Source organism: Arthrobacter sp. B2I5 (assembly GCF_030816735.1).
Lineage (GTDB): Bacteria > Actinomycetota > Actinomycetes > Actinomycetales > Micrococcaceae > Arthrobacter.
Window position 1 is genome coordinate 2,272,990 of sequence record NZ_JAUSYF010000001.1, and the last position, 20,090, is coordinate 2,293,079.

Genomic DNA, 20,090 nt, shown 5'->3' on the forward strand with positions numbered 1-20,090 from the left:
AAACGCCACACCCGCATTGAACTGGTCCCCGAAAGTTGGACTGGCCAAAGCCTAAGCCGCAAGGGCCTGAGTACGGTATTGCACCGGGCTCAGGCCCTTGAGTTTTGCCGAGATTCTTTTGGTGTTATACCGGTTGTGCACTGGCACTGCCGGTGCCTCGGTAATCAGAAACCGCATGTTTCTTGCGCGCGGACTTGCACGCCTCTCCGTCGCTGGACCCTGGGCGATCCCGCGCCGTCGGTCAAGCAGGTCTTTGCTTGCGCGCTTCGACTTCGGGACCATCACTCACCACAGATATCCTTCAGGCGGTTAACCTGGCGCCATTCGGCCACGATTCTTCAGTGCAGTACGGCGGCCTATTCGTTGTCTCGGAACGGATACTCCCGGCCCTTGTCGCCCTGAGAGCAGGGCCCTCGGATTATGACGAAAAGCTTTGCAAAACGTCGATTAGCTGACTTTCACGGCCCAGGCTGCATGGCTGGCGCGCACAGGCCAGAAGCCCAACGTGTGGTTAAGAGCAGGGACCACTGAATCAGTTTGGGAACCTGGAGCTTGGTGCGAGACCCACGCGCAATTCATGACAGGATCCGGATCCGCGTCCCCTTGATTTCCACTTCGGTGAGCTTGACGCGTTCGTCCGGGGTGTTGTTTGGCCAGTGGAAGACCAGGTAGTCCTGTCCTTTGGAGGTGCGGAGGATCATGCCGTGGCCGCCGTTGCTGGACCACAGGGGCCGGTCGTGCTGAATCCAGGGGCCCGTGATGGTTCCACTCACTGATTCGGCGATGCCCATCGCAGGGCGGAATGCGGCGATGGGGCCGTTCCAGCGCTCGAGATCGTCGCTGATGTAGCAGTCGAAACCGGTCGCGGGCCACCCCAGACGTTCTCGTCGGTGGTCTCGAAAAGGACGAAATGTCACTGCTGATGCTGTGGTCGAGCCACGGCGCGCCCAGGCTTTTCTCTCACGTGCCAGCGGGTGTCGGCGTTATCCCCGCGCAGTGCCGACGTTTTACCCTCAGTCGCCGGCGCCTGCCATGCCATCACCCTTGGGAAGGGGTGGTGCCTCAGGGGTAGCCCACGGCGGCCATCCGGAGCCATGATGGCACCATGACTGATCCCCAACGGAAGCTGTCCGCCGCCGAACTCGCCGAGGCCGGGCTCACCGGCTGGCGCGTGACCGGCGAGGCCCTCGCCGCCACCTTCCGGACCCGGAAGTTCTCCACTGGCCTGGAACTCGTGAACCGCATCGGCGCCTCCGCCCAGGAGGCCAACCACCACCCCGACCTCACGCTCACCTATCCCGAGGTCGGCGTCACGCTCTCGAGCCACGATGTCGGGGGGATCACCAGCCGCGATATTGACCTGGCCCGCACCATCAGCGGCCACGCGGCAGACCTCGGGGTCGCTGCCGCGGAATGAGTCCGCGCCGTCGGGCACGGGGCGAACGGCTCGTCAAGGCGCTAAGCGGAAACGCCAAGAGCCGCGCTCGGTGCCGGCACCATCCTGGCCCCGGACACGCCTGCGCCCGTACACCCGAGTGCAGATTCGTCATGAAGCCTTGCATGAGGCCTAGGGGTCTCAACAGATTCACACCCCTTAAGAACGGGCGTTGCCGGAAGCTCCCAGCGCGCTCCTTAAACCTGCAGTCCTTAATGAGGCTGCTCCCTTAGGTTCCCTGCCCTGAAGACCAGGTTTGGACACACCCCAACCTGACGTCAGAGGGCAGGACGCTCAAAATAGAGTGATTAGGGCAGTTCGGGATACGCCTCCGCATCCATGACAGTGGTAGCCGGTCTGGCCAACGACGAGGCCAACAAGCCGACATCCCGGATATGGAAGCCGTATCGATCGACTATTCGAAGGGCATCCTCAATGTCCGGGTACGCTGTCACGCGTCCTCAAGGCGCTTCAGCAACTCAGCGTTATGACCTATAACAAAATTGAGGCCCTCGCTGATTTCGTGTCGGCGCGCGTGCCGCTGCAGAACCAACTCTGCCCCCTGCAACAGAAGCGCGGATTTGGACGTGTGTTCCTCGGCAGCCAACTTTTCCAGCCGCCGATCGAGGTCTTCAGGGACACGAAGATTCATAGCCATCCCCTATGGTACCGAAATGGTACTCGCACCTTTTCGGTCTCTCCCGTCTTCAATTCGAGCCCCGAGTCAAGGGGCCCGGGCGCCGGCATAAAGTTCACTGGCTGTCTCTTTCAGTCAGCCAGTCGCCTAAATCCAGTCGCCTAAATCCAAAGAGACTTGTCTGCTTTGCCGAACGCCCATTATCGGCGTTCCAGCTTCGCACTCTAGCTCGGTCGTCCCTGGGCGAGGGATCAGGTAAGCCGCATCATCTGCAACGAGCTGAATCGGCACCCCCTAAAGGTCACAGTGGCAGGATCCCTAGGATTCTCTCCTTCCCGTGCATAGTCTGGGAGAGGACGCCACCCTACGTGAGTGAGAATGTGATCAAAGCAGATACTGCGGTAATCGACCGGAACAATATCACCGTATTGGGTCGGGATGACGGGCCTGTTTTGATGTTTGCCCACGGTTTTGGCTGCGACCAGGCGGTATGGCGAAAGCTGGTCCCCTACTTCGTTCATGACTACCGGCTGGTGCTTTTTGATCATGTTGGTGCAGGACACTCCGACATGAGCGCCTACGACTGGGATAAGTACGCGTCCCTGAATGGGTACGCGACGGACCTGCTGGAGATTTGCGCCGCCCTCGAACTTGAGGACGTCATCCTGGTGGGACACAGTGTCAGCACAATGATCGCTGTGATCGCCGCAGCGCAGGAACCAACCCGGTTTTCCCACCTGATCCTGCTTGCTCCTTCACCCCGTCATACCAACGACCCATACGACGGCTACGTAGGCGGGTTTACGCGGGAAGACATCGAGGGCCTACTGGCATCTCTGGACAGCGACTATTTCGCCTGGGCCGCGGCCCTGGCTCCCGTAATCATGGGCAACCCGCAAGAGCCGGAATTAGCGGAGGACCTGAGTGCTAGCTTCTGCCGGACAGATCCGGCCATCGCACGGCACTTCGCCGAAGTGACTTTCTTCTCCGACTCCCGCCCGGAATTGAGAAAGCTGCACACCAGCTGCCTAATTCTGCAATGCTCCGACGACAGGCTTGCCCCACCCGAAGTGGGCGCTTACCTGCACAAGAACCTGGAACACAGCACCCTCGTGCATCTCCAGGCCACCGGGCACTGCCCCCATATGAGCGCACCGGAGGAAACGGCCCGCGCGATTCTTCACTACCTCCACACCCACATGTAACAGATCCCGCCAGCTTCAACCCCCGTGGCTGGTCGATAAGACAACCTCAGTCTCGCTGAGCCGGAAGGCGCGCGCCCGTTTCAGCCTCCCGTGCGCAACCGGGGACAGAGAGCGTCAGATCGCCTGCGTGCCGACGGCGTCTCCACCGCCGAGGAGCTGGAGCGCCTGCTCGCCCTCGGCGCGCAACGCACTGACGTCGGCCAGGGGCCCGACGTCAGCTGGGTGGTGCTGGCCGACCCGGAGGGCAATGTGTTCTGCCTGCTCTCCCGGTCGTCCCAAGACGTGGAACGGGAAGAACTGCAGCAGCACTAAACGTCCGTGGCTCAGTACTTGTAGAAGCCCTCCCCCGAGGCGACCCCCAGCTTGCCCTGGTCGATGTAGTGCTCCTTCAGGTACTGGGCGAACGCCTGGGAACCGGCATCCGGCGAGGCCGAGGCGATGTTGTACGCCGTGGTGAGGCCGACGACGTCGTAGATCTGGAATGGTCCGGTCGGGGCCCCCGTGGCGATGCGCCAGGTCTTGTCAATGGTGTGCGGGTCGGCGACGCCCTGCAGCAGCAGTCCGGCGGCCGCGTTCAGCAGCGGAACCAGCAGCGAGTTCAGGACGTAGCCGGCCTTCTCCTTCTTGATCTCGATCGGTTCCAGTCCGCTGTTCCGGGCAAAGTCGACGACAGCGGCGTACACCGCCGGGTCCGTCTCCGCGGTGCCCATGACCTCGGCGATGTTCTGCGCCCAGATGTTGTTGGCGTAGTGGAGTGCGAGGAAGCGGTCCGGGCGTCCGGTGAAGTCTTTCAGGTCACTGGGCAGCAGGGTGGACGAGTTGGTCGCAAAGATGGCCTTGGCCGGCGCCAGCTCAGCGAGCCTGCGGTAGACGTCGCGTTTGAGTTCCAGCAGTTCGGGAACGGCTTCGATCACGAGGTCCGCGCCGACGACGGCGTCCCCGAGGTCTGCGGCGAGGCGGAGGTTTGCCAGGGCTGCTTCGGTTTTGCCCTCGGAGGCGCCGGCTACCTGTGCCCGGTAGATGCCGGCGAGGCGGGTGAAACGGTCCCGCGCCTTGGCAAGCGCGTCCTCGTCGACGTCGTAGGCGGTGACCGCAAAACCGTGGAATGCGGCCTGGAAAGCGATCTGGGAGCCGAGCACTCCGGTGCCGAGCACGGTGAGCGTCTTGATGGAGGGCATTATGGTTTCCTTTCGGCGCGGGCCTTAGCGGCCGCCGGGGTTGTCGGACCCGTAAATACTGCGGATCCAGATGGTTGAAAGGACGTCCAGGGCGGCGGTCTCCGCGATGGCCGGACTCTCCCGGTTGAGGGCAGCAGTAATGACCCGTTCGTTCATCAGGTTCAGGCTCACCGCGAGGTCGTGCGCGTCGATGCCCGCCGGCGCGGCCCCGCGGGCCTGCTCGGCGCGGATGACGTCGCTTGAGAAGTCGACCCAGGACTGCATCGATTTGGACCACAGCGCGCGCACCTCGTCGTTGCGGGAGCGCGCCGCGATGGCGGCGGTCGACACACCGCGGTGCGAGACAAACACTTCAACGAACATTCCGATGGAACGGGTCCACGCACCCGCGGGATCGCTCTCGAAATCGCGCGGCAGGTGCCCCACCCGGTGCTCGACCTCGGTGATAACCCGGTCCAGCAGGGCCAGCAGCACGGCATCTTTCGAGGGGAAGTAGAAGTAGAACGTGGGGCGCGAAATGCCGGCACCCCGGGCCAGATCCTCGATGGAGACGTCGTCAAAGGCACGGCTGGCCAGGAGGGCCTCCGCGGTGATCAGGATTGCGTCCTGCCGCTCATCGCCCGAAATCCTCGCGCTGCGTCTTCCCCTTTGAGCCATTCGCCCATCCTAGCCCCGGTTCTCAACACGCTGTTGACTATCTCAACATTAAGTCGATAACTTGGCGGCATGAGCGAGCGCGTGGATGTGTTGATTGTCGGCGCCGGGCTGAGCGGCGTGGGTTTCGCCAGTCGGCTGAAGCGCGAGGTACCCGGAAAAACCTTCACCATCCTGGAGTCGCGGAACGCCGTCGGGGGGACCTGGGACCTGTTCCGGTACCCCGGGATCCGGTCCGACAGCGACATGTACACGCTCGGCTACTCCTTTCGGCCCTGGGCCGGCGCCAAGGCGATCGCGGACGGCGAGTCCATTCGCGAGTACATCGAGGCAACGGTCGCCGACGAGGGCCTGGCGCCGCGGATCCGGTTGAACACCCGGGTCATTTCCGCCGCGTGGTCAAGCGAAACCGCACTGTGGACCGTGACGGCGGTCCGCACCTCCGGCGGCGAGTTCCGGTCCGGCGACACCGTCTCCTCCCCCGAGCCGGTCACCTTCACCTGCTCGTTCCTGTCCGTATGTTCCGGCTACTACCGCTATGACGAGGGCTTCACCCCGGCCATCGACGGGGCCGACACCTTTGCCGGAACGATCGTCCACCCGCAGCACTGGCCGGCCGACCTCGACTATGAGGGAAAGCAGGTGGTGGTCATCGGCAGCGGCGCCACGGCCGTGACGCTGGTGCCGTCCATGGCAAAGTCGGCGGCCAAGGTGACGATGCTGCAGCGCTCCCCCACCTACATCGCCCCCGTGCCCGCCCGGGACCACCTGGCCGACCGCCTCCGGGGCAAGCTGCCCGCGCAACTGGCGTACGACGTCGTACGCTCCAAGAACATTCTCTTCTCCATGTTCACGTACCAGCTCAGCCGACGGCGGCCCGAGACGATGAAGGCGATCCTGCGCAAGTCGGCAGTAGCCAAACTGCCGGCGGGCTTCCCGGTGGACACGCACCTAGCCCCGTCGTACCAGCCGTGGGACCAGCGGATCTGCGCGATCCCCAACGGGGACCTGTACCGGGCCATCAGTGCCGGCACTGCCGAGATCGTGACCGACACGATCTCCCGGATCACCCCGGACGGGATTGACCTGGCCTCCGGCACATCGCTGCCCGCCGACGTCATTGTCACGGCCACGGGATTGAACTTGCTGGTGATCGGCGGCATGAAGCTCTCCGTCGACGGCCAGCCCGTGGACGTCGGCAGAACCCTCACCTACAAGGGCATGATGCTGGAGGGTGTCCCGAATTTCGCCCTCACCATCGGCTACACCAACGCGTCCTGGACCCTGAAGGCGGACCTGGTCGCCGGCTACATCTGCAGACTGATCAAGCAGCTCGACCGCCGGAACCTCCAGTGGGTGGTACCCGTGGCACCCGCCGACGTCGCCAACGGCACGCTGTCCTCGCTGATCGACCTGAAGGCCGGCTACATTTTCCGCGGCGCCAACCAGTTGCCCCGGCAGGGCGCAGGCTCGCCGTGGCGGCTGCACCAGAACTACTTCCGCGACTTCGCCCTGCTCCGGGCGGGCAGGCTGACCGACCACGTCCGGTTCGGCCGGCGCGGGCAGCCGGTGCGGGAAACCGTCCAGCAACCCGCGGTCCCGGCCCGTGATCCCCTCGCGCTGCCGGGAACGGGCTATGTCACCGTCGCGGGGACACGCCTGCGCTACCGGAAGACCGGCAGCGGGGATCCGGTCCTGCTGCTGCACGGCATCGGCCAGAGCCTCGAGGACTGGAACGAACAGCACGAGCGGCTCTTGGACCGCCACACGGTTTACAGCATCGACCTTCCCGGCTTCGCGTACTCCGAACGGCTCCCCGGCACGACGACACTCGCGAAGCTGGCCGGGATCCTGCCGGCTTTCCTGGACGCCGTCGGGGTTTCCGGGCCGCTGCCTGTGATGGGCAACTCGCTCGGCGGCGCCGTGGCCATGAAGCTGGCCGCCGACCATCCGGACCGCGTCTCCGCGCTCGTGCTGGCCAACAGCGCCGGATTCGGCAAGGAAGTGGCACTGGTCCTTCGCCTCCTTGCGGTCCGCCCGCTCGCGGCCCTGCTCCTGCGGCCCGACGAGAAAGCATCACGCCGGACCGTCCGCTCGCTCTTCTACGACAAAACGCTGGTCACGGACGACCGTATCGGCCACGCGCTCGCCCTGTCGCAGCGGGAGGCGCACCGCAGGACGCTGAACGACGTCGCCCGCGACCTGGGAACGATCTTCGGTGTCCGGGCCGAGTGGCGCACCGCTCTGATCGGGGCGCTCGCCAAGTCCGACGTTCCAGCCTTGGTGGTGTGGGGCGACCACGACCACATTCTGCCGTTCAGCCACCTTGAATCTGCCGCCGCGGCGCTGCCCCGCGCCGAGTCGCACGTCTTCGCCAAGACCGGACACATGCCGCAGATCGAACGGCCTGACGAGTTCGCCGCCGTAGTCGAGGACTTTCTTACGAGGGTATCCGCAGACCGTCAGGCGGCAACCATCTAAGGGCGCTTCTCGACGTCGGCAAGGACTTCGGGCGCCACGTCCGACGCCGGCACCGCTCCCAAAGAATCCAGCCCGGTCTGTATAGGTGTGGACACTGTACACACCCTCTTTAATAGGACAAAAGACGCAAGCCATCCTTTCCAGCAGTCTTCCGGGCCGGCATGCGGCAGCGCCTAGAGCAGGTCCGGAACAGTCATGTTGTCCCGGCTCCCCCGGCACATGAATAGGTGTAGGCCAATACCGGCCCACCCGACAGAACCGAAACGAGGAAACGCAAGAACCCAGTAAACAGGAAGCGGAAGGCCCACCAGCCAGGGTCCTGAACCCGCCACCCCACACACCTGAACAGGCCTCCGCGGCAGCCAGACCACAACCCGCGACCAACTCGTCAGTTGACGCGACCACAAGCCATGTCAACAGGTTAAAGCAAAAAACCCCTCTGACGAGGGGATACCTTGTGCCCGAGGTGGGACTCGAACTACATTCGAGCCCTTGCAAACAGTGGGGACCCGCGAAAACATGCGCAATTCGGGGCAGTCCGAAGGCTGTTTGGCCCAGTACGAGACGAAAAGTGTGGACGTTGTTCACACCCCCTTTCGGGGGCGCCGGAGGACTATCGGGGCACCAGATGCCTGGAAATCTGGGCGGCAGCGTTCGCCAGGTCGATGGTGCCCGCGGCGACTCCGACGACGAGGTCGAAGCCTTCATCCGTGGTGTAGTCATGACGGTAACCGTTGATCCACAGCAGCAGCACCATAAGCGTCCACGCAGTCCGTTTGTTGCCATCAATGAGGGGATGGAACCGGGCGATCGACTCCAGCAAGGCTGCCGCCTTCACCGCGAGTTCCGGATAGGCTTCCGCGCCCATGGCAGTTGTAGCCGGCCTGGCCAATGCGGAGGCCAACAACCCGACATCCCGGACATGGAAGCCGTACCGATCAACTACCTGAAGTGCATCCTCAATGTCCAGGTACGCTGTCACGCGTCTTCAAGGCGCTTCAGCAGATCAGCGTCATGACTCATGACAAAATCAAGACCTGCGCTGATTTCACGCCGGCGCGCGTGGCGCTGCAGAACCAACTCCGCTCCCTGCAACAGAAGCGCGGACTTCGACGTATGTTCCTCGGCTGCCAACTTCTCCAGCCGCCGATCGAGGTCTTCGGGGACGCGGAGATTCATAGCCATGTCCCTATGGTACCAAAACGGTACCTGCTTTGACTGGACTGCACGCCCCGCTAATTGGACCAGACGCACCCGAGCAGGGCCGCGGTGTCTTGGAGAGTTTTTCAAGAAGCTAGGCTGCTGGACCCAGAAGTGTCTTTACTTCCGGCCTCGCTCTAGTCCCCTCGAGCCGACGCGCGCTCACCTGTCTCATAACCAAGGATGAGTACCAGATTTTGGCTACGAAGTTATGAGACATAGTTACGAGAATCGCCTTGCCAACGCGCGTCCAAGATTCTGCAGGAAATCTGGGACTCTGCAGGTCAGACGACTGTTAGCCCGTTACGACGTCTCGTTTCCCAAGGGTTTCGAGGCACTCGGAGGTGTAGCGGTTAGCGCACCTTCACCGTGCATTTCATCGTTCGGGGCAAACGTACGTATCAGGGGCTGACAACGCAGCAGAGGGATGAATCCATGTCCGGCTGAACGCTCGACGACCGGCTTACGAACGCTGGTGGCTCGCTGTGATCGCTGAACGGCGATGTTGGCCTCCGCGAGACGACAGGGTCGAGGTAGATAAGGTTCCTATTTGTATCGCCTTGAACCTTTCGGCCGCCGTCGCCACCAGGGTCGTTGACACAACTCGGCCTGCGCGCGGGCGAGCAGGAGTTGAGTCTCGCGAAGAAGTTCTAGCGACGTCTCTTGAATTTCTCGCGACGCATCCGTCGCCGCCTCTGCCTTCTCTGCCGCACGGCGGGGCAGGAGAAATTCGATAAGAAGCGTTGCTGCGGTGCCGAGCAAGACGCCTGACAGCACCAGTAGGAATTGCGCCATGGATCGCATCTCGGGAACGGTCCAGCGGACGACGAAGCCGTAAGCGATTGCGGGGAGGCGAGCTATCCGCTGATCCAGGTTGTCAGCCACCCACGGACCCTTGGGACGAAGGGAGAATTGCACGACCGCGACCCTTCCGATGTCGTTTAGGAGGACAGAGATCGTTTGCTGGTCAGGGGGTCTGCGATGCCTTTCTGCGTCGAGTGGAGACCTCGTGAGGGCACAGGCCAGACCCTCCCTCCTGCCGGAGGAAGGCAGGTGACGGGGTGGTGGGAGCAAGCGCATACTTGACGGCTCCCCGACATCCGCGCAGAATTTGCGTCCATGGGCGACTCGCACGAGGAAATGCTTCGTCACTACGAGCCGGGCGAACTTCTGCAGCGAATCGTGGCGGGGTTGCAAGCTCTCGACAAGGACCTGGACTCGGTCACGCACGAAGATCTCGCGCCGGCCGACGAGTTTCACTCCGCGGGACGTTCGGCTACGCGCGCATTGGTGGAGCTTGCAAAAATTCCGCCAGGATCGCGAGTGCTCGACGTGGGCAGCGGGTTGGGCGGCCCGGCGCGTTACCTCGCCGCAACTTTGGGTTGCGACGTGACAGGCATCGATCTCTCGCCTGAATTCTGCGGGGTGGCCAACGCCCTTTCTCGGATGACGCGGTTGTCCGATCGCACCCGCTTTCAGGCCGGTGATGCCCTGGAGCTTCCGTTCGCCGCGTCCAGCTTCGACGTGGTGTGGACGATACAAATGCAGATGAACATCCGGGACAAGCGCCACCTGTATTCCGGAATCGCCCGGGTACTCAGGCCGGGCGGGCTATTCGTCTGCCAGGAAATCTGCGCGGGGAACGGCGAGCCGATCGAGCTTCCGGTCCCATGGGCGAGCCGCCCCAACCAGAGCCATCTGGCCGACGCAGAATCCCTCCGCGGGTTGATCCGCGGTGCAGGTCTCCTGGAGCGCACTTGGCGCGACATTACCGCCGACATCGTGGCGGCGCGTAAGGCACAGCAGGCGAAGGCGCAAGCGTCGGGTGCGAGCGGCTCCAGCGCCCCTCCTCCGCTTGGAATGCATCTCGTGCTGGGAGAACAGGCAGCCGTCAAGACGAGTAACTCCGGGCGCAACACCGACGCCGGGCGCACGGTGTTCATCCAGGGCGTATTCGACAAGCCTGTCTAGTGGTCCGATCCGCAGATCCCGCTGGAAGACTCTGTCGAAAGCACGGGCGCGGCGAATCTCCATTGATCGTCCGGTCAAAGGGCACATTCGGTCACGACGACCGAAATTCGCCCGCTGAGGGATCGGTGGATTCTGGCGGTCATCGCAACAGGATGTCTCCGATGACTTCGATCGGTGGGACGCCTGGAATTACCGTGATTCGTCGGCTCGCGCAGCTGAGTCCGGCACCATCGTGGGCTATCGCGTTCACGCCTTTGATGGCGACATCGGCAAGGTCGACGAGGCCAGCTACGCGGTCGATGAAAGCAGCATCGTGGTCGACACCGGCCCATGGATCTTCGGCCGGAAGGTAATTCTTCCGGCGGGCACGATTCAGCGTGTCGACGACGCGGACGAGAAGGTCTACGTCGATCTCACGAAGGCCCAGATCAAGGATTCGCCAGAACTCGATGATGCCACCGCTGACGATCCCGCCTATCGAGACCGGCTCGGGACCTATTACGGCGAGTTCTACCGTTCGCCCCGCGGGTGCCGGCGCCTGCCGGGCACCCGGCGCCGCTGCCCGCTTCGCCACCCATCCACCCATCCACCCATCCATCCACCCATCCACGGGATCAGCACACTCAAACTCAGGGGAGTCCGCACTGGACGTCCCCGCATCGGCCTGCCATGTAGAAGCCGACTGCGATCGGTGAAGGAACCTTCTACGGGACGGTTGCCAACGATCTCGTGACCAGTGCCCGGGTAGGGATCCCCTTACGGGCACCCGAAGCTGGCGTAGCCCGTCGCAACGTGTCTCGAAACCTCCGTGCCTCGAATCCCTAGCCTTTCAAGACAGTCGACCGGCGCATGCCGTGAGTGTGTGCCTCGAGTGGTGCTTGCTACAGCATCTGAAGGATCGGCCTAGCGATTGAGGGTGGCATTTAGCGCTGCGAAAAGACGGCCATTTATTGCTGCGACGCACAGCGCAAAAGCGCCGAAGACAGCAGATGTAAATGTTGACACTGTCAACACCATCTTTGACAGGACAACGGCCGGGATGGACTCCCAGGCGCCCCCGCGATCGCATCGAAGAATTGCCTGCACAGAAAATCGGCGCGGTCATGTCGTCTTCGATCTCCCGGCACATGAATAGGTGTAGGCCAGCCCGGGCCTACCCGACAGAACCGGAAGTAGGAACAGCATAACCTCATGTCAGCAGGCGGAGCGCCCACCAGCCAGGACACTGAACCCGCCACCCCACACACCTGCATAAGCTCCGCGGCAGCCAGGCTAAAGCCCGCACCCACAGCGTCAGAGGCGCCTCAGCGCAAGCTTTGTCAACAGGTTAAAGCAAAAATCCCTCTGACGAGGGAAGATGCTGTGCCCGAGGTGGGACTCGAACTACATTCCAGCCCCTGCAAACACTGGGAACCCGCGAAAATACCCTGAATTTGAAGCAGTACGAGGGCAATATCACCCAATACGAGGCCAAGAATGTGGACAATGTCCACACCCCGATTTCCGCCCCGTTTAAGCGATCAACCTTAAGACCGCACCCCGCAAGGACGGGATGCGGTTGTTCTTTGTCCTGACAGATTTGGATCGCGCCTAACAGACATCTGCGGCCCTAGAATTCACACTGGCCATCCCACCTTTTGTATGCTCCGCACACGGGCAAGAATCGCTCGGAGTGTTCCGAACTGGCCATATCTTGCTAAGTCATGCCGCCCGATACCTCGGCGCCGCTGGACAGGCAGAAGTTCAATCGCTGCTTGTCGTTCTGATTCGCCCCATGATCGCTGGGCGGGTCCTCCGCGCAACCAGGGCGCTACCGCGCCGCCCCCGAACCGAAAACTTCATCACCAGAACAGCGGAGCACTACCGCCACATGAAGTTTCGCCTCGGCGCCGGTTCCCCAAGTTGCACTCCGGCCCCTCAGCCCAGCGGGTGGTCCCCTACCAGAACGACGCCCACAACCAACAACCGCAAAAGTAGAAATTCAGCAACACAAGGGTGAAGGGAACCAAAGGGATCATGGAAAAGCTCACGATCAAAACACCAGCAGATGTCCTCAGCTTCATCGGCCACACCCTCGGCTTCTGGCCACAGGAAAGCCTGGTCTGCATCACCATGAACGAGAACAGCATCGGCGCCACCCTGCGCATCGACCTCCCCCGCCAACCCGGCCAAGAACTCCCCTACGCACGCACCGTCGCCCACTACCTCACCAGCGACAGCTCAGCCACAGCCATCCTCTTCGCCGTGTACACCACCGAACCAGCGCAGCCCGGCCAGGCCAGACCGTATGCCGGCACCATAGCCGCTCTCACCGGTGTCGTCGCGGAACAGGGCATCACCATCCGGGACGGACTCTTCGTCGGCGACGAAACCTTCTCCCCCTACGACGGCGAACCCGGCACCACCCTCGCCCTACCCGTCAGCTCCACCCAGACGAGCGCGATCAATGCCGAATTCATCTACCGCGGCAGCTTCATCGAACCCACAGACCGGATCACCCTCCCGACCACCGGTCAGGAAGCAGCCAAAGCCGCCGCCGTCGAACACCACATGGACACCATCGCCTCCCAACCAACTGACGCCGCGCTCCAGCAGGGCCGGCAACTCTGGGCAGGAATGCTCAACTCCAAGACCTTCCCGAGCGATGACGACTGCCACGCCCTCATCGCCTACCTGCAGTTCCCGGCAATCCGTGACCGGCTCATCGCCGACATCCCAGGGGTGGACGAACCCATGCAACAGATCCTGTTCGCCCAAACCGACCAGGCTCCGAAATGGTCACGCATCGAATGGGCACAACAACTCCTCCTGCACGCTTACACACGCACCAGCACCGAACACGCAGCACCAGTGCTCACCACCATCGGCTATATCAACTGGTGGGAAGGCAGAGGCAGCAAAGCCCACCAATTCCTCCAACTCGCCCTCGACACCGACCCCGCCTACCGCCTCGCCCGCCTCAGCGACCAAATGATCGGCTCCGGCATCGTCGCCGGCTGGAACATGAACAAAGACACCGCATACAAATCCCTGCCCTACGACCTTCCGTGAGGCACTTCAGGACTAGCCGAGTTGGCGCAGCTTAACGGAAGGTACACTATCGGCTCTTCAAGATGCCCGGGGGAGTACCCCTGAAAGGGGGGCTTCGCAGCCAGTTTTCATCATTAGGGCAGAGGTAACATCCGAGTTCAGGCAGTATGAACTCGGATCTGGCATGCGGGCTGGAAGACCTGGAAGCTGAGGCCGTTGGACTGGTTTCAGGAGCAAAGGAACCGACTTCGTCTTTAACAGAACAGGAGCAGCCAGCGGGAGTGCGGGCTGCTCCTGTTTTTGTTGAAACGCCTAGTGATGCTGGAGCTTTAGGGGCGTTGCTCGGTTATCCTTTCGGCGTTACCTGGAGACGGTCGAAGGAGACCTGCTTGCCATCCTTGTCCAGGACCACCACGTCGTCGCGGCCATTCTGAACCTCTGCGGGCAGGATGAACTCAACGGTGTCCTCGGTGGTCGGGAAGATCCAACCGATCCGGTAACTATGCTTGTTGAGGTAGACGTAGTACCACTGCCCGTACTCGAGGCCCTTGAGGACCACTTTCTGGCCATTGCGGTACTTGTCGCTGGTTCCCAAGTCGGACGGCGGGGTTTGCCCGTCCAAGTCCTGAACTGTCAGTGCGGGAACGATTCCAGGCTGTGCCGGCTGGACGTTCAGTTCTGTCGCGTCGCCGCTGACGGAGACGGAGACAGTCTTGGATCCGTTGCTGCCGGTAGCTTCGAACGTTACGGGTTCGAGGCGACCCGCGGTGATGTCAGCGGCGGTCAGCACGTGGTCACGGGTGGTTGTGATGCTGTCGCCGGCGGCGAGCCGTTCCCGGCTGATGCCTGCCGCCGGGGCGCTGACACTGGTCATTAGGACGTTACCACCGTTTCCCAGCTTGTAGGTGTAGGTGACGGTGTCCCCTGTTGAGGCGTACCGGTCGCCATCTGCGTCTTTCCATTCAGCCGCAACGGTGCCTTCCAGTTTGGCGTCGCGGACCTTCAGGTCCACCTCACCGCCATCCACGTCGTAGCTCTTGGTGGTCTGCCCGCTGGCGCTGATTTCCCAGGTGGTGCTGGGGACGAAGAAGCCCTGCTCGGCTTCCTCAGCGGTGACGGTGTGGCGTGGTGTGGCGCAGGTGTAGCTCTGTCCTGCGGGCAGGCTGCTGTAGCGGCAGTTGCCTGGGCCTTCGGGGACGAAGGGGCTGAAGTTCCCGGCCGTGGGGACGACCTTTTCCGCCAGTGGGCTGGTGTTGGTGACATCGAATTTGTAGGGGAATGCGTCACCCGCCGCATAGGGCTGGGTGGCAAGGTCACGGCTGCTGTCGTTGCGGCTGCCCCTGATCTCTGCGGAGAGCAATCCGTCGCGCAGGGCCACCGCCGTTCCGGTGAACGTCACTGTTTTGGTGAGGGTGGGTGTTGCGCTGGCTGTTGCGGAGAAGACGGCTTCGGGCACGATGTAGCCGCGGGCCATGTCCTCCGCGGTGACGGTGTGCCTGGCGGTGGTGCAGGTGTAGCTGGCGCCGGCTGCGAGGTTGTTGTACCGGCAGTTGGGAGCCGTCGGCGGGAGGAAGCCGGCGTCGAAGGAGCCCGACACGGGGACGGAGTTGGCGGTGACGTTGGCGGTACTCTTGACGCTGAACGTGTAGTTCAACACGTCACCGGCCTTGTAGGGGCTGGCTGCTACGTCACGGGCAGGCGCCGAGCCCGTGATCGTCAGGCCCACCTGCGGTGCGACCGGCACGGTGGCTGCGAAGGTGTACTGCGATACCCGCCCGTCCGCCGTCGTGAAGGCAGCATTAAGGCTCTGCGGGCCGCTGGCATTGGCCGGAGCGGTCAATGCCACGTCGACCGTCACCGAAGCGCCCGGTGCGACATCTGGCACCGGCACGGTGGTGGCGGTCCAGCCCGTGGGGGTGTACACCGTTGCGGTGGCACCAGAGAGGGTGCTGGCTTCCTGATTTGTAACTGTCACCGGCACTTGCCGGGTTGCTCCCGGCGCAGAGGTGACAGCTGGTACTGACAGTGGGGCGCAGGCGTAGTTGAGCCACGCGTCGTCGAAGGTGCCGAACTGCATGCTGTCGGTGTAGTTACCCTCATACAGGACACCGAATTTGCCTTCCTCCAACCGGGTCACGGTGGAGTAGGCCGAGAAGCCCGGACGGATAGTCCGTACCCCCGGCCAGGTCGCGCCATCGTCGCACGAGATCCGGGCGGACACATTTTCCCGGCCAGTCTTGGAGTTGGCGTTCGTGAAAATTAGCTTCTTTGCGTCGGCGGATCCCTGGGCCGCAGACGGGTACATCCGCGCAATGGAACCATTGTTGGCAGGGTCCGGAAGTTCGGTGTCCTGGGTGGCCGGCCCGTAGGTAGCCCCGCCGTCGGTGGAGATGGCTACCTTCCGGTAGCCCTGGTTGGCGTTGTCCCGGGAGTTGAGCAGCACCCGCCCGTCGGAAAGTTCCACGGTCTTGTTCTCGTCCATGCGGTCGCCCACATTGGCGCCCTTGTGCCACGTTGCACCATGGTCATCGGAGTAAACGCTGTAGGCCTGGATCCTGTTGGTGCCGTCCGCCTGACGGACGTCTCCAGCGTACTGCTGAATCAGGCGGCCCTTGTACGGGCCGTATCTGAGCTGAATGCCTTCACCTGAGGATGCGAAGTTGGAGCGGACATCACCGGCCGCGGGGCTGGTCTTGCTGGTGCCCGGTTTGGTGACGTCCGTGATAAGCCTGGGCTGGCTCCAGGTGATGCCACCATCGGAGGACTCGATGACGGCGGAGGAAATCACGCTCCGGTCGGCGTCGTCATTGCCGAACTGGCTTCCGCCAAAGCCCTGATCCTTCGAGTAGACGAAGAACGCGAAGACCTTGCCGGCCTCGGCGTCATAGACAAAGGAAGGATCGCTGTAGCCGTACTTCGGGCCGGCCGCGTCGGCTACGTGTCCGGAAGCGATGACCTGCACCGGGCCCCAGGTCCGGCCGCCGTCGGTGCTGCGCCGCTGGACGATGGAGTTGGGGTTGGGGGCGTCAGCGGCGCTTCCAGGCCTGCCGTCCCACGCGGCCAGGACCACCCCGTTGCCAAGGTACGTCAAGGCGGGGATGCGGTAAAAGAAGTTGTTCGCTGTCCTGTCCGCTCCCAGGTTTACTTCCATGAAGGAACCTGGCGGGGCTGCCGGACTATTTGACGGGATGGGGGCCGCCTGCGCCAGCACCCCGGTGCCGGCCAGCAGTGCCAGGGCCAGTGCGCCTGCTCCCGCTGCCCAGCCTATCGTTCGCTCTTTGGTGCGTCTTGTCATATCTCGCAAATCCATTGCCCTTTCTGGACTCCGCTCCGCGGCTCTACATGAAGACGTCGATGCCGGTCAAAACACATGCCCTGTTCCTTCTACATACGACGTCCTACAAACCCTAAGGTGTCAGCGATCACAAAACCAGAGCTGGGTACACTGAAGATGTGACATCCTACCTTTCCGCTTCGATTGCATCCGCCCATCCCTCTGTTGAGCAGGTCCTGGCCGTCCGTGGGTATGCCGGGTACCGGCAGTACCGCATTCCTGCCCTGGCGGTGACCGTCCGGGGCACGCTGTTGGCGGCGTATGACGGGCGGCCAAATCTTGATGACCTGCCCAGTCCCATCGATCTGCTGCTCCGGCGGAGCATGGACAGCGGGCAGACCTGGGGGGCTCAGCAGGTGGTGCGGACCGGGTCCGGGTTGGATGGTTTTGGGGATCCAAGCCTGCTGGTCGATGCCGAGACCAACAGGGTCTTCCTCTTCCATGCCGCGGGGACACGGGCGGGGTTTTTTGAATCAACTACCGGGCTGGACCCGGAGGACGAGTTCATACAGCACTGCGACCTCAGCTACTCGGACGATGACGGCATGACGTGGCAGCACCGGCGGATCACGGCCCAGTTGAAGGGCAGCGATGCCGCCGCCCGACAGATTACCGGCATTTTCGCGGCCGCCGGCCAGGGTATCCAGATCCACGCAGGACCCTACCGGGGCCGGCTCGTCCAGCAGTTCGTCGTACTCCGCGGCGGCAGGATCATGGCGGCCTCGGCCTACAGCGATGACCACGGCGACACCTGGCGGCTGGGAAAGCTCATCGAAGGAACTGCCGACGGCGGAGCGCCCAACGAAAACAAGGTCGCCGCGCTGGCCGACGGGCGGCTGCTCCTGCACAGCCGCGCCACTCCACGGCGCCTGGCAGCGTTCTCGGACGACGGCGGTCACAGTTGGAGCTCTCTGGTTCCCGTCGAGGACCTGCCGGATCCCAGCGACAACGGCTCCCTTACCCGGTTCGACGGACTGCCCTCCGTGCCAAACCTGGCCATGCCTGCGACAGATAGCTGGCTCCTGGCCACGAACAACCACGACGCCAATCTGCGGCGGAACACCGTGCTGAGCCTCTCCCCCGACAATGGGGCGACTTGGCCTGCCAAGCTGGTCCTCTGCGAGGGAAGTTCGGCGTACTCGACGGCGACACGGCTTCCGGATGGCAACATCGGCGTCCTGTACGAGCGGCAGGGATACCGGGAGATTGTTTTTGTGTCCGTTCCGCCCGGGCAGCTGACCGGCCAGCTTCCGCCAGCGACGTTTCCCGCAGCAGTGTCCGACGGCGGCCTGCCGCCATCGGTGCCGGGACTCACCTTCGACATGGAGCTGCGGTCCATCACACCCGGCCTTCCGGCGGTGTGGCAGAACGCCGGAGAGTTCCACGTAATGGCCCCCGGCGGGGAGGGCTGGGGCGCCGAGTCGTGGAAGGAGATCGGTCAGGGGTACTCGCCGGACCAGGTCCAGGTCCTGGGGACCCGGGAGGCGCAGGATTTGAATTATGGCCCAATTATCCCCGGGTACAAGGCCGGGGACATTTTGGCATTCACCGGCCGGGTCCTGAATGAAGGCCCGGAAGCCGCGGCTACTGTCCGCCTGTCCGGACCGGGTGCGGATGCCTTTCCAGTGGCGGATCTCCTGGCCGGTGAGGAGGCCCTGTACTTCACCCCCACCTACACCGTGACCGAGGAGGACGTGGAGCAGAACGCTTTCACCGTCACCTACGAGCTCTCCGGGCTATGTGGGAGCTCTCCTTGGAGGTCGTCACGGATTTTCCGCTTTGACGTCATAACAGGAGAGGTCTCGGTGCAGGACGACATGACGGCAAGGCCTTAACTCTGGTGTGGTCGCCTCGGGTCAGGTGAACCGGCGCTGTCACCCGAGGAGGGCGCCCATATGTTTCAGGCGTTCGACGCGGTCCTGTATCGAGAGTCCATGCTGTGGCAGCCCGATCTTAAAGCCGGTGATCGGCACGGGGCCTGCCGCGGCGAGGCAGCGCTGAATTTCACCGTGGTTCAGCAGCGAGCTCGGCGGGGCGCCCTCCACCTCTACGGCAGGAAGGTGCGCGTCGATCCACGGGTAGCCAAATTCGGTTGAAACCGGCGAACAGCCGGAGAACATCACGCCCGCCAGGACGCCGGCTTCCCGTGCCTCCGCCACGTGCTCCACTGCGGTGTCGGGGTTTCGGGATTCGATGACCGACCGGCCCCAGTTGATCACCATACCCAGGTTCCCTGCGCCCTGGCTGTGGAGGGACGAGGTGACATCCAGTTCCTCCTGAAAGGTGAGGAACCCCTTCTCAGGTCTGCTGCCGGTTCGGGGAGCATCGCAATGCTCAATGAGCACCCGGGTATCGCCCCAGTCCCAGTCCATTACTTCTTTGAGGGACTGCTCAAAGAAGTCCACAGACGAACGCAAGGGTGGGGCGGAATGCAATTCCACGGCTTCCACGCGGTACCCCTCATCGGCAAGTGCGAGGCCGTATTCCCGCAGTCCGGAAACGAAGTCCAGCGCCGCTTTCCGGCCGTCGGGGTCTGCCGAAGCAAGGCCAAAGGTGGTCGCGGCCGTCAGTCGTTGCATTGTCCCGGGGATCGCCGTGATCACCGCAGTCCAGCCGTCCGGGGCGCCGGCAGGCCACGGCTGTCCGCCCCACGGACCATACGGGAGCTCCAGCCCACGGATCGACGGAACCCGCCCCAGCTCTTCATAGAACTGGCGCCGTGAGTCCTCGGGTGGCTGGGCGGGATAGGCGCCAACAATCAGGGACATCTGAACTCCATTCAGAGGATAAAACGGCCGGCCGCCGGTTGCGGCCCGGCCTGACCGAAAGCGGGGCAAGGTGCAGGTCCGAGCGGATATGAACCAGCAGCAACAGGCAAAGGGCGGGTGATGCTTGCCACTTGACGGCTGCTTGTGATGGCACTTACAGTTTTATCACGAGCTCGGACGTCCTACGTCCGATAAAC

At 63.1% G+C, this 20,090-nt stretch carries 17 protein-coding genes and 1 pseudogene; 8 read left to right on the forward strand and 10 right to left on the reverse strand.

The window, feature by feature from the left end; all coding sequences use genetic code 11:
• Positions 1–51: 51 nt before the first annotated feature.
• Positions 52–129 (reverse strand): annotated as a pseudogene (locus QFZ60_RS10820) (IS3 family transposase); the annotation flags it as partial.
• Between the two features lie 446 nt (positions 130–575).
• The gene (locus QFZ60_RS10825; RefSeq protein WP_307090430.1) at positions 576–917 is read right to left on the reverse strand and encodes a hypothetical protein; all 342 of its coding nucleotides are present in this window, start codon (positions 915–917) and stop codon (positions 576–578) included.
• Positions 918–1,105: 188 nt separating this feature from the next.
• Here QFZ60_RS10825 and QFZ60_RS10830 point away from each other — a divergent pair, with 188 nt between their 5' ends.
• On the forward strand, positions 1,106–1,417 hold the full coding sequence (locus QFZ60_RS10830; protein ID WP_307090432.1) for a 4a-hydroxytetrahydrobiopterin dehydratase: 312 nt from the start codon (positions 1,106–1,108) through the stop codon (positions 1,415–1,417).
• A 469-nt stretch (positions 1,418–1,886) separates the two neighbouring features.
• On the opposite strand, the gene QFZ60_RS10835 is transcribed toward QFZ60_RS10830, so the two are convergent.
• Complete coding sequence (locus tag QFZ60_RS10835; protein WP_307090434.1) at positions 1,887–2,087, reverse strand: ribbon-helix-helix protein, CopG family; 201 nt, start codon at positions 2,085–2,087, stop codon at positions 1,887–1,889.
• A gap of 440 nt (positions 2,088–2,527) precedes the next feature.
• Between QFZ60_RS10835 and QFZ60_RS10840 the strand changes: the two genes are divergently transcribed.
• On the forward strand, positions 2,528–3,277 hold the full coding sequence (locus QFZ60_RS10840; RefSeq protein ID WP_373427719.1) for an alpha/beta fold hydrolase: 750 nt from the start codon (positions 2,528–2,530) through the stop codon (positions 3,275–3,277).
• Between the two features lie 90 nt (positions 3,278–3,367).
• A complete protein-coding gene (locus QFZ60_RS10845) occupies positions 3,368–3,589 on the forward strand; it encodes a VOC family protein (protein ID WP_373427677.1) in 222 nt (73 codons plus the stop codon).
• 11 nt (positions 3,590–3,600) lie between these two features.
• Here the strand turns inward: QFZ60_RS10845 and QFZ60_RS10850 are convergent, their stop codons facing one another.
• Both QFZ60_RS10850 and QFZ60_RS10855 read right to left on the reverse strand, forming a co-directional pair.
• Positions 3,601–4,455: a 3-hydroxyacyl-CoA dehydrogenase gene (locus QFZ60_RS10850; protein ID WP_307090436.1), complete on the reverse strand. Its 855-nt coding sequence runs from the start codon at positions 4,453–4,455 to the stop codon at positions 3,601–3,603.
• A gap of 24 nt (positions 4,456–4,479) precedes the next feature.
• Positions 4,480–5,112: a TetR/AcrR family transcriptional regulator gene (locus QFZ60_RS10855; RefSeq protein ID WP_307090439.1), complete on the reverse strand. Its 633-nt coding sequence runs from the start codon at positions 5,110–5,112 to the stop codon at positions 4,480–4,482.
• 69 nt (positions 5,113–5,181) lie between these two features.
• Here QFZ60_RS10855 and QFZ60_RS10860 point away from each other — a divergent pair, with 69 nt between their 5' ends.
• Complete coding sequence (locus QFZ60_RS10860; RefSeq protein ID WP_307090441.1) at positions 5,182–7,590, forward strand: alpha/beta fold hydrolase; 2,409 nt, start codon at positions 5,182–5,184, stop codon at positions 7,588–7,590.
• Between the two features lie 613 nt (positions 7,591–8,203).
• Here QFZ60_RS10860 and QFZ60_RS10865 read toward each other — a convergent pair.
• From QFZ60_RS10865 to QFZ60_RS10875, 3 genes are all read right to left on the reverse strand, one after another.
• Positions 8,204–8,572 (reverse strand): type II toxin-antitoxin system death-on-curing family toxin, encoded by a 369-nt coding sequence (locus QFZ60_RS10865; RefSeq protein WP_307090443.1) that lies wholly within the window; start codon positions 8,570–8,572, stop codon positions 8,204–8,206.
• The gene (locus QFZ60_RS10870; RefSeq protein ID WP_229666519.1) at positions 8,569–8,775 is read right to left on the reverse strand and encodes a ribbon-helix-helix protein, CopG family; all 207 of its coding nucleotides are present in this window, start codon (positions 8,773–8,775) and stop codon (positions 8,569–8,571) included. Before QFZ60_RS10870 ends, QFZ60_RS10865 begins: the two co-directional genes overlap by 4 nt.
• Positions 8,776–9,336: 561 nt before the next feature.
• Positions 9,337–9,675 (reverse strand): hypothetical protein, encoded by a 339-nt coding sequence (locus QFZ60_RS10875; RefSeq protein WP_307090446.1) that lies wholly within the window; start codon positions 9,673–9,675, stop codon positions 9,337–9,339.
• Positions 9,676–9,909: 234 nt separating this feature from the next.
• Here QFZ60_RS10875 and QFZ60_RS10880 point away from each other — a divergent pair, with 234 nt between their 5' ends.
• The 3 genes from QFZ60_RS10880 to QFZ60_RS10890 all read left to right on the forward strand — a co-directional run bounded on the left by QFZ60_RS10880 (position 9,910) and on the right by QFZ60_RS10890 (position 13,812).
• The gene (locus tag QFZ60_RS10880; RefSeq protein ID WP_307090448.1) at positions 9,910–10,761 is read left to right on the forward strand and encodes a cyclopropane-fatty-acyl-phospholipid synthase family protein; all 852 of its coding nucleotides are present in this window, start codon (positions 9,910–9,912) and stop codon (positions 10,759–10,761) included.
• 232 nt (positions 10,762–10,993) lie between these two features.
• Entirely contained in the window at positions 10,994–11,494 is a 501-nt protein-coding gene (locus tag QFZ60_RS10885) for a hypothetical protein (protein ID WP_307090450.1), read from the forward strand.
• Positions 11,495–12,777: 1,283 nt separating this feature from the next.
• Entirely contained in the window at positions 12,778–13,812 is a 1,035-nt protein-coding gene (locus tag QFZ60_RS10890) for a DUF4192 domain-containing protein (protein WP_307090452.1), read from the forward strand.
• Positions 13,813–14,137: 325 nt separating this feature from the next.
• Here the strand turns inward: QFZ60_RS10890 and QFZ60_RS10895 are convergent, their stop codons facing one another.
• Positions 14,138–17,086 (reverse strand): exo-alpha-sialidase, encoded by a 2,949-nt coding sequence (locus tag QFZ60_RS10895; RefSeq protein ID WP_307090453.1) that lies wholly within the window; start codon positions 17,084–17,086, stop codon positions 14,138–14,140.
• A gap of 158 nt (positions 17,087–17,244) precedes the next feature.
• Between QFZ60_RS10895 and QFZ60_RS10900 the strand changes: the two genes are divergently transcribed.
• Positions 17,245–18,960, forward strand: a complete 1,716-nt coding sequence (locus tag QFZ60_RS10900; protein WP_307090455.1) for an exo-alpha-sialidase — start codon at positions 17,245–17,247, stop codon at positions 18,958–18,960.
• A gap of 39 nt (positions 18,961–18,999) precedes the next feature.
• On the opposite strand, the gene QFZ60_RS10905 is transcribed toward QFZ60_RS10900, so the two are convergent.
• Positions 19,000–19,893 carry a DUF4862 family protein gene (locus QFZ60_RS10905; RefSeq protein ID WP_307090457.1) on the reverse strand — a complete coding sequence of 298 codons (894 nt, stop codon included), beginning with the start codon at positions 19,891–19,893 and terminating at the stop codon, positions 19,000–19,002.
• Positions 19,894–20,090 lie beyond the last annotated feature (197 nt).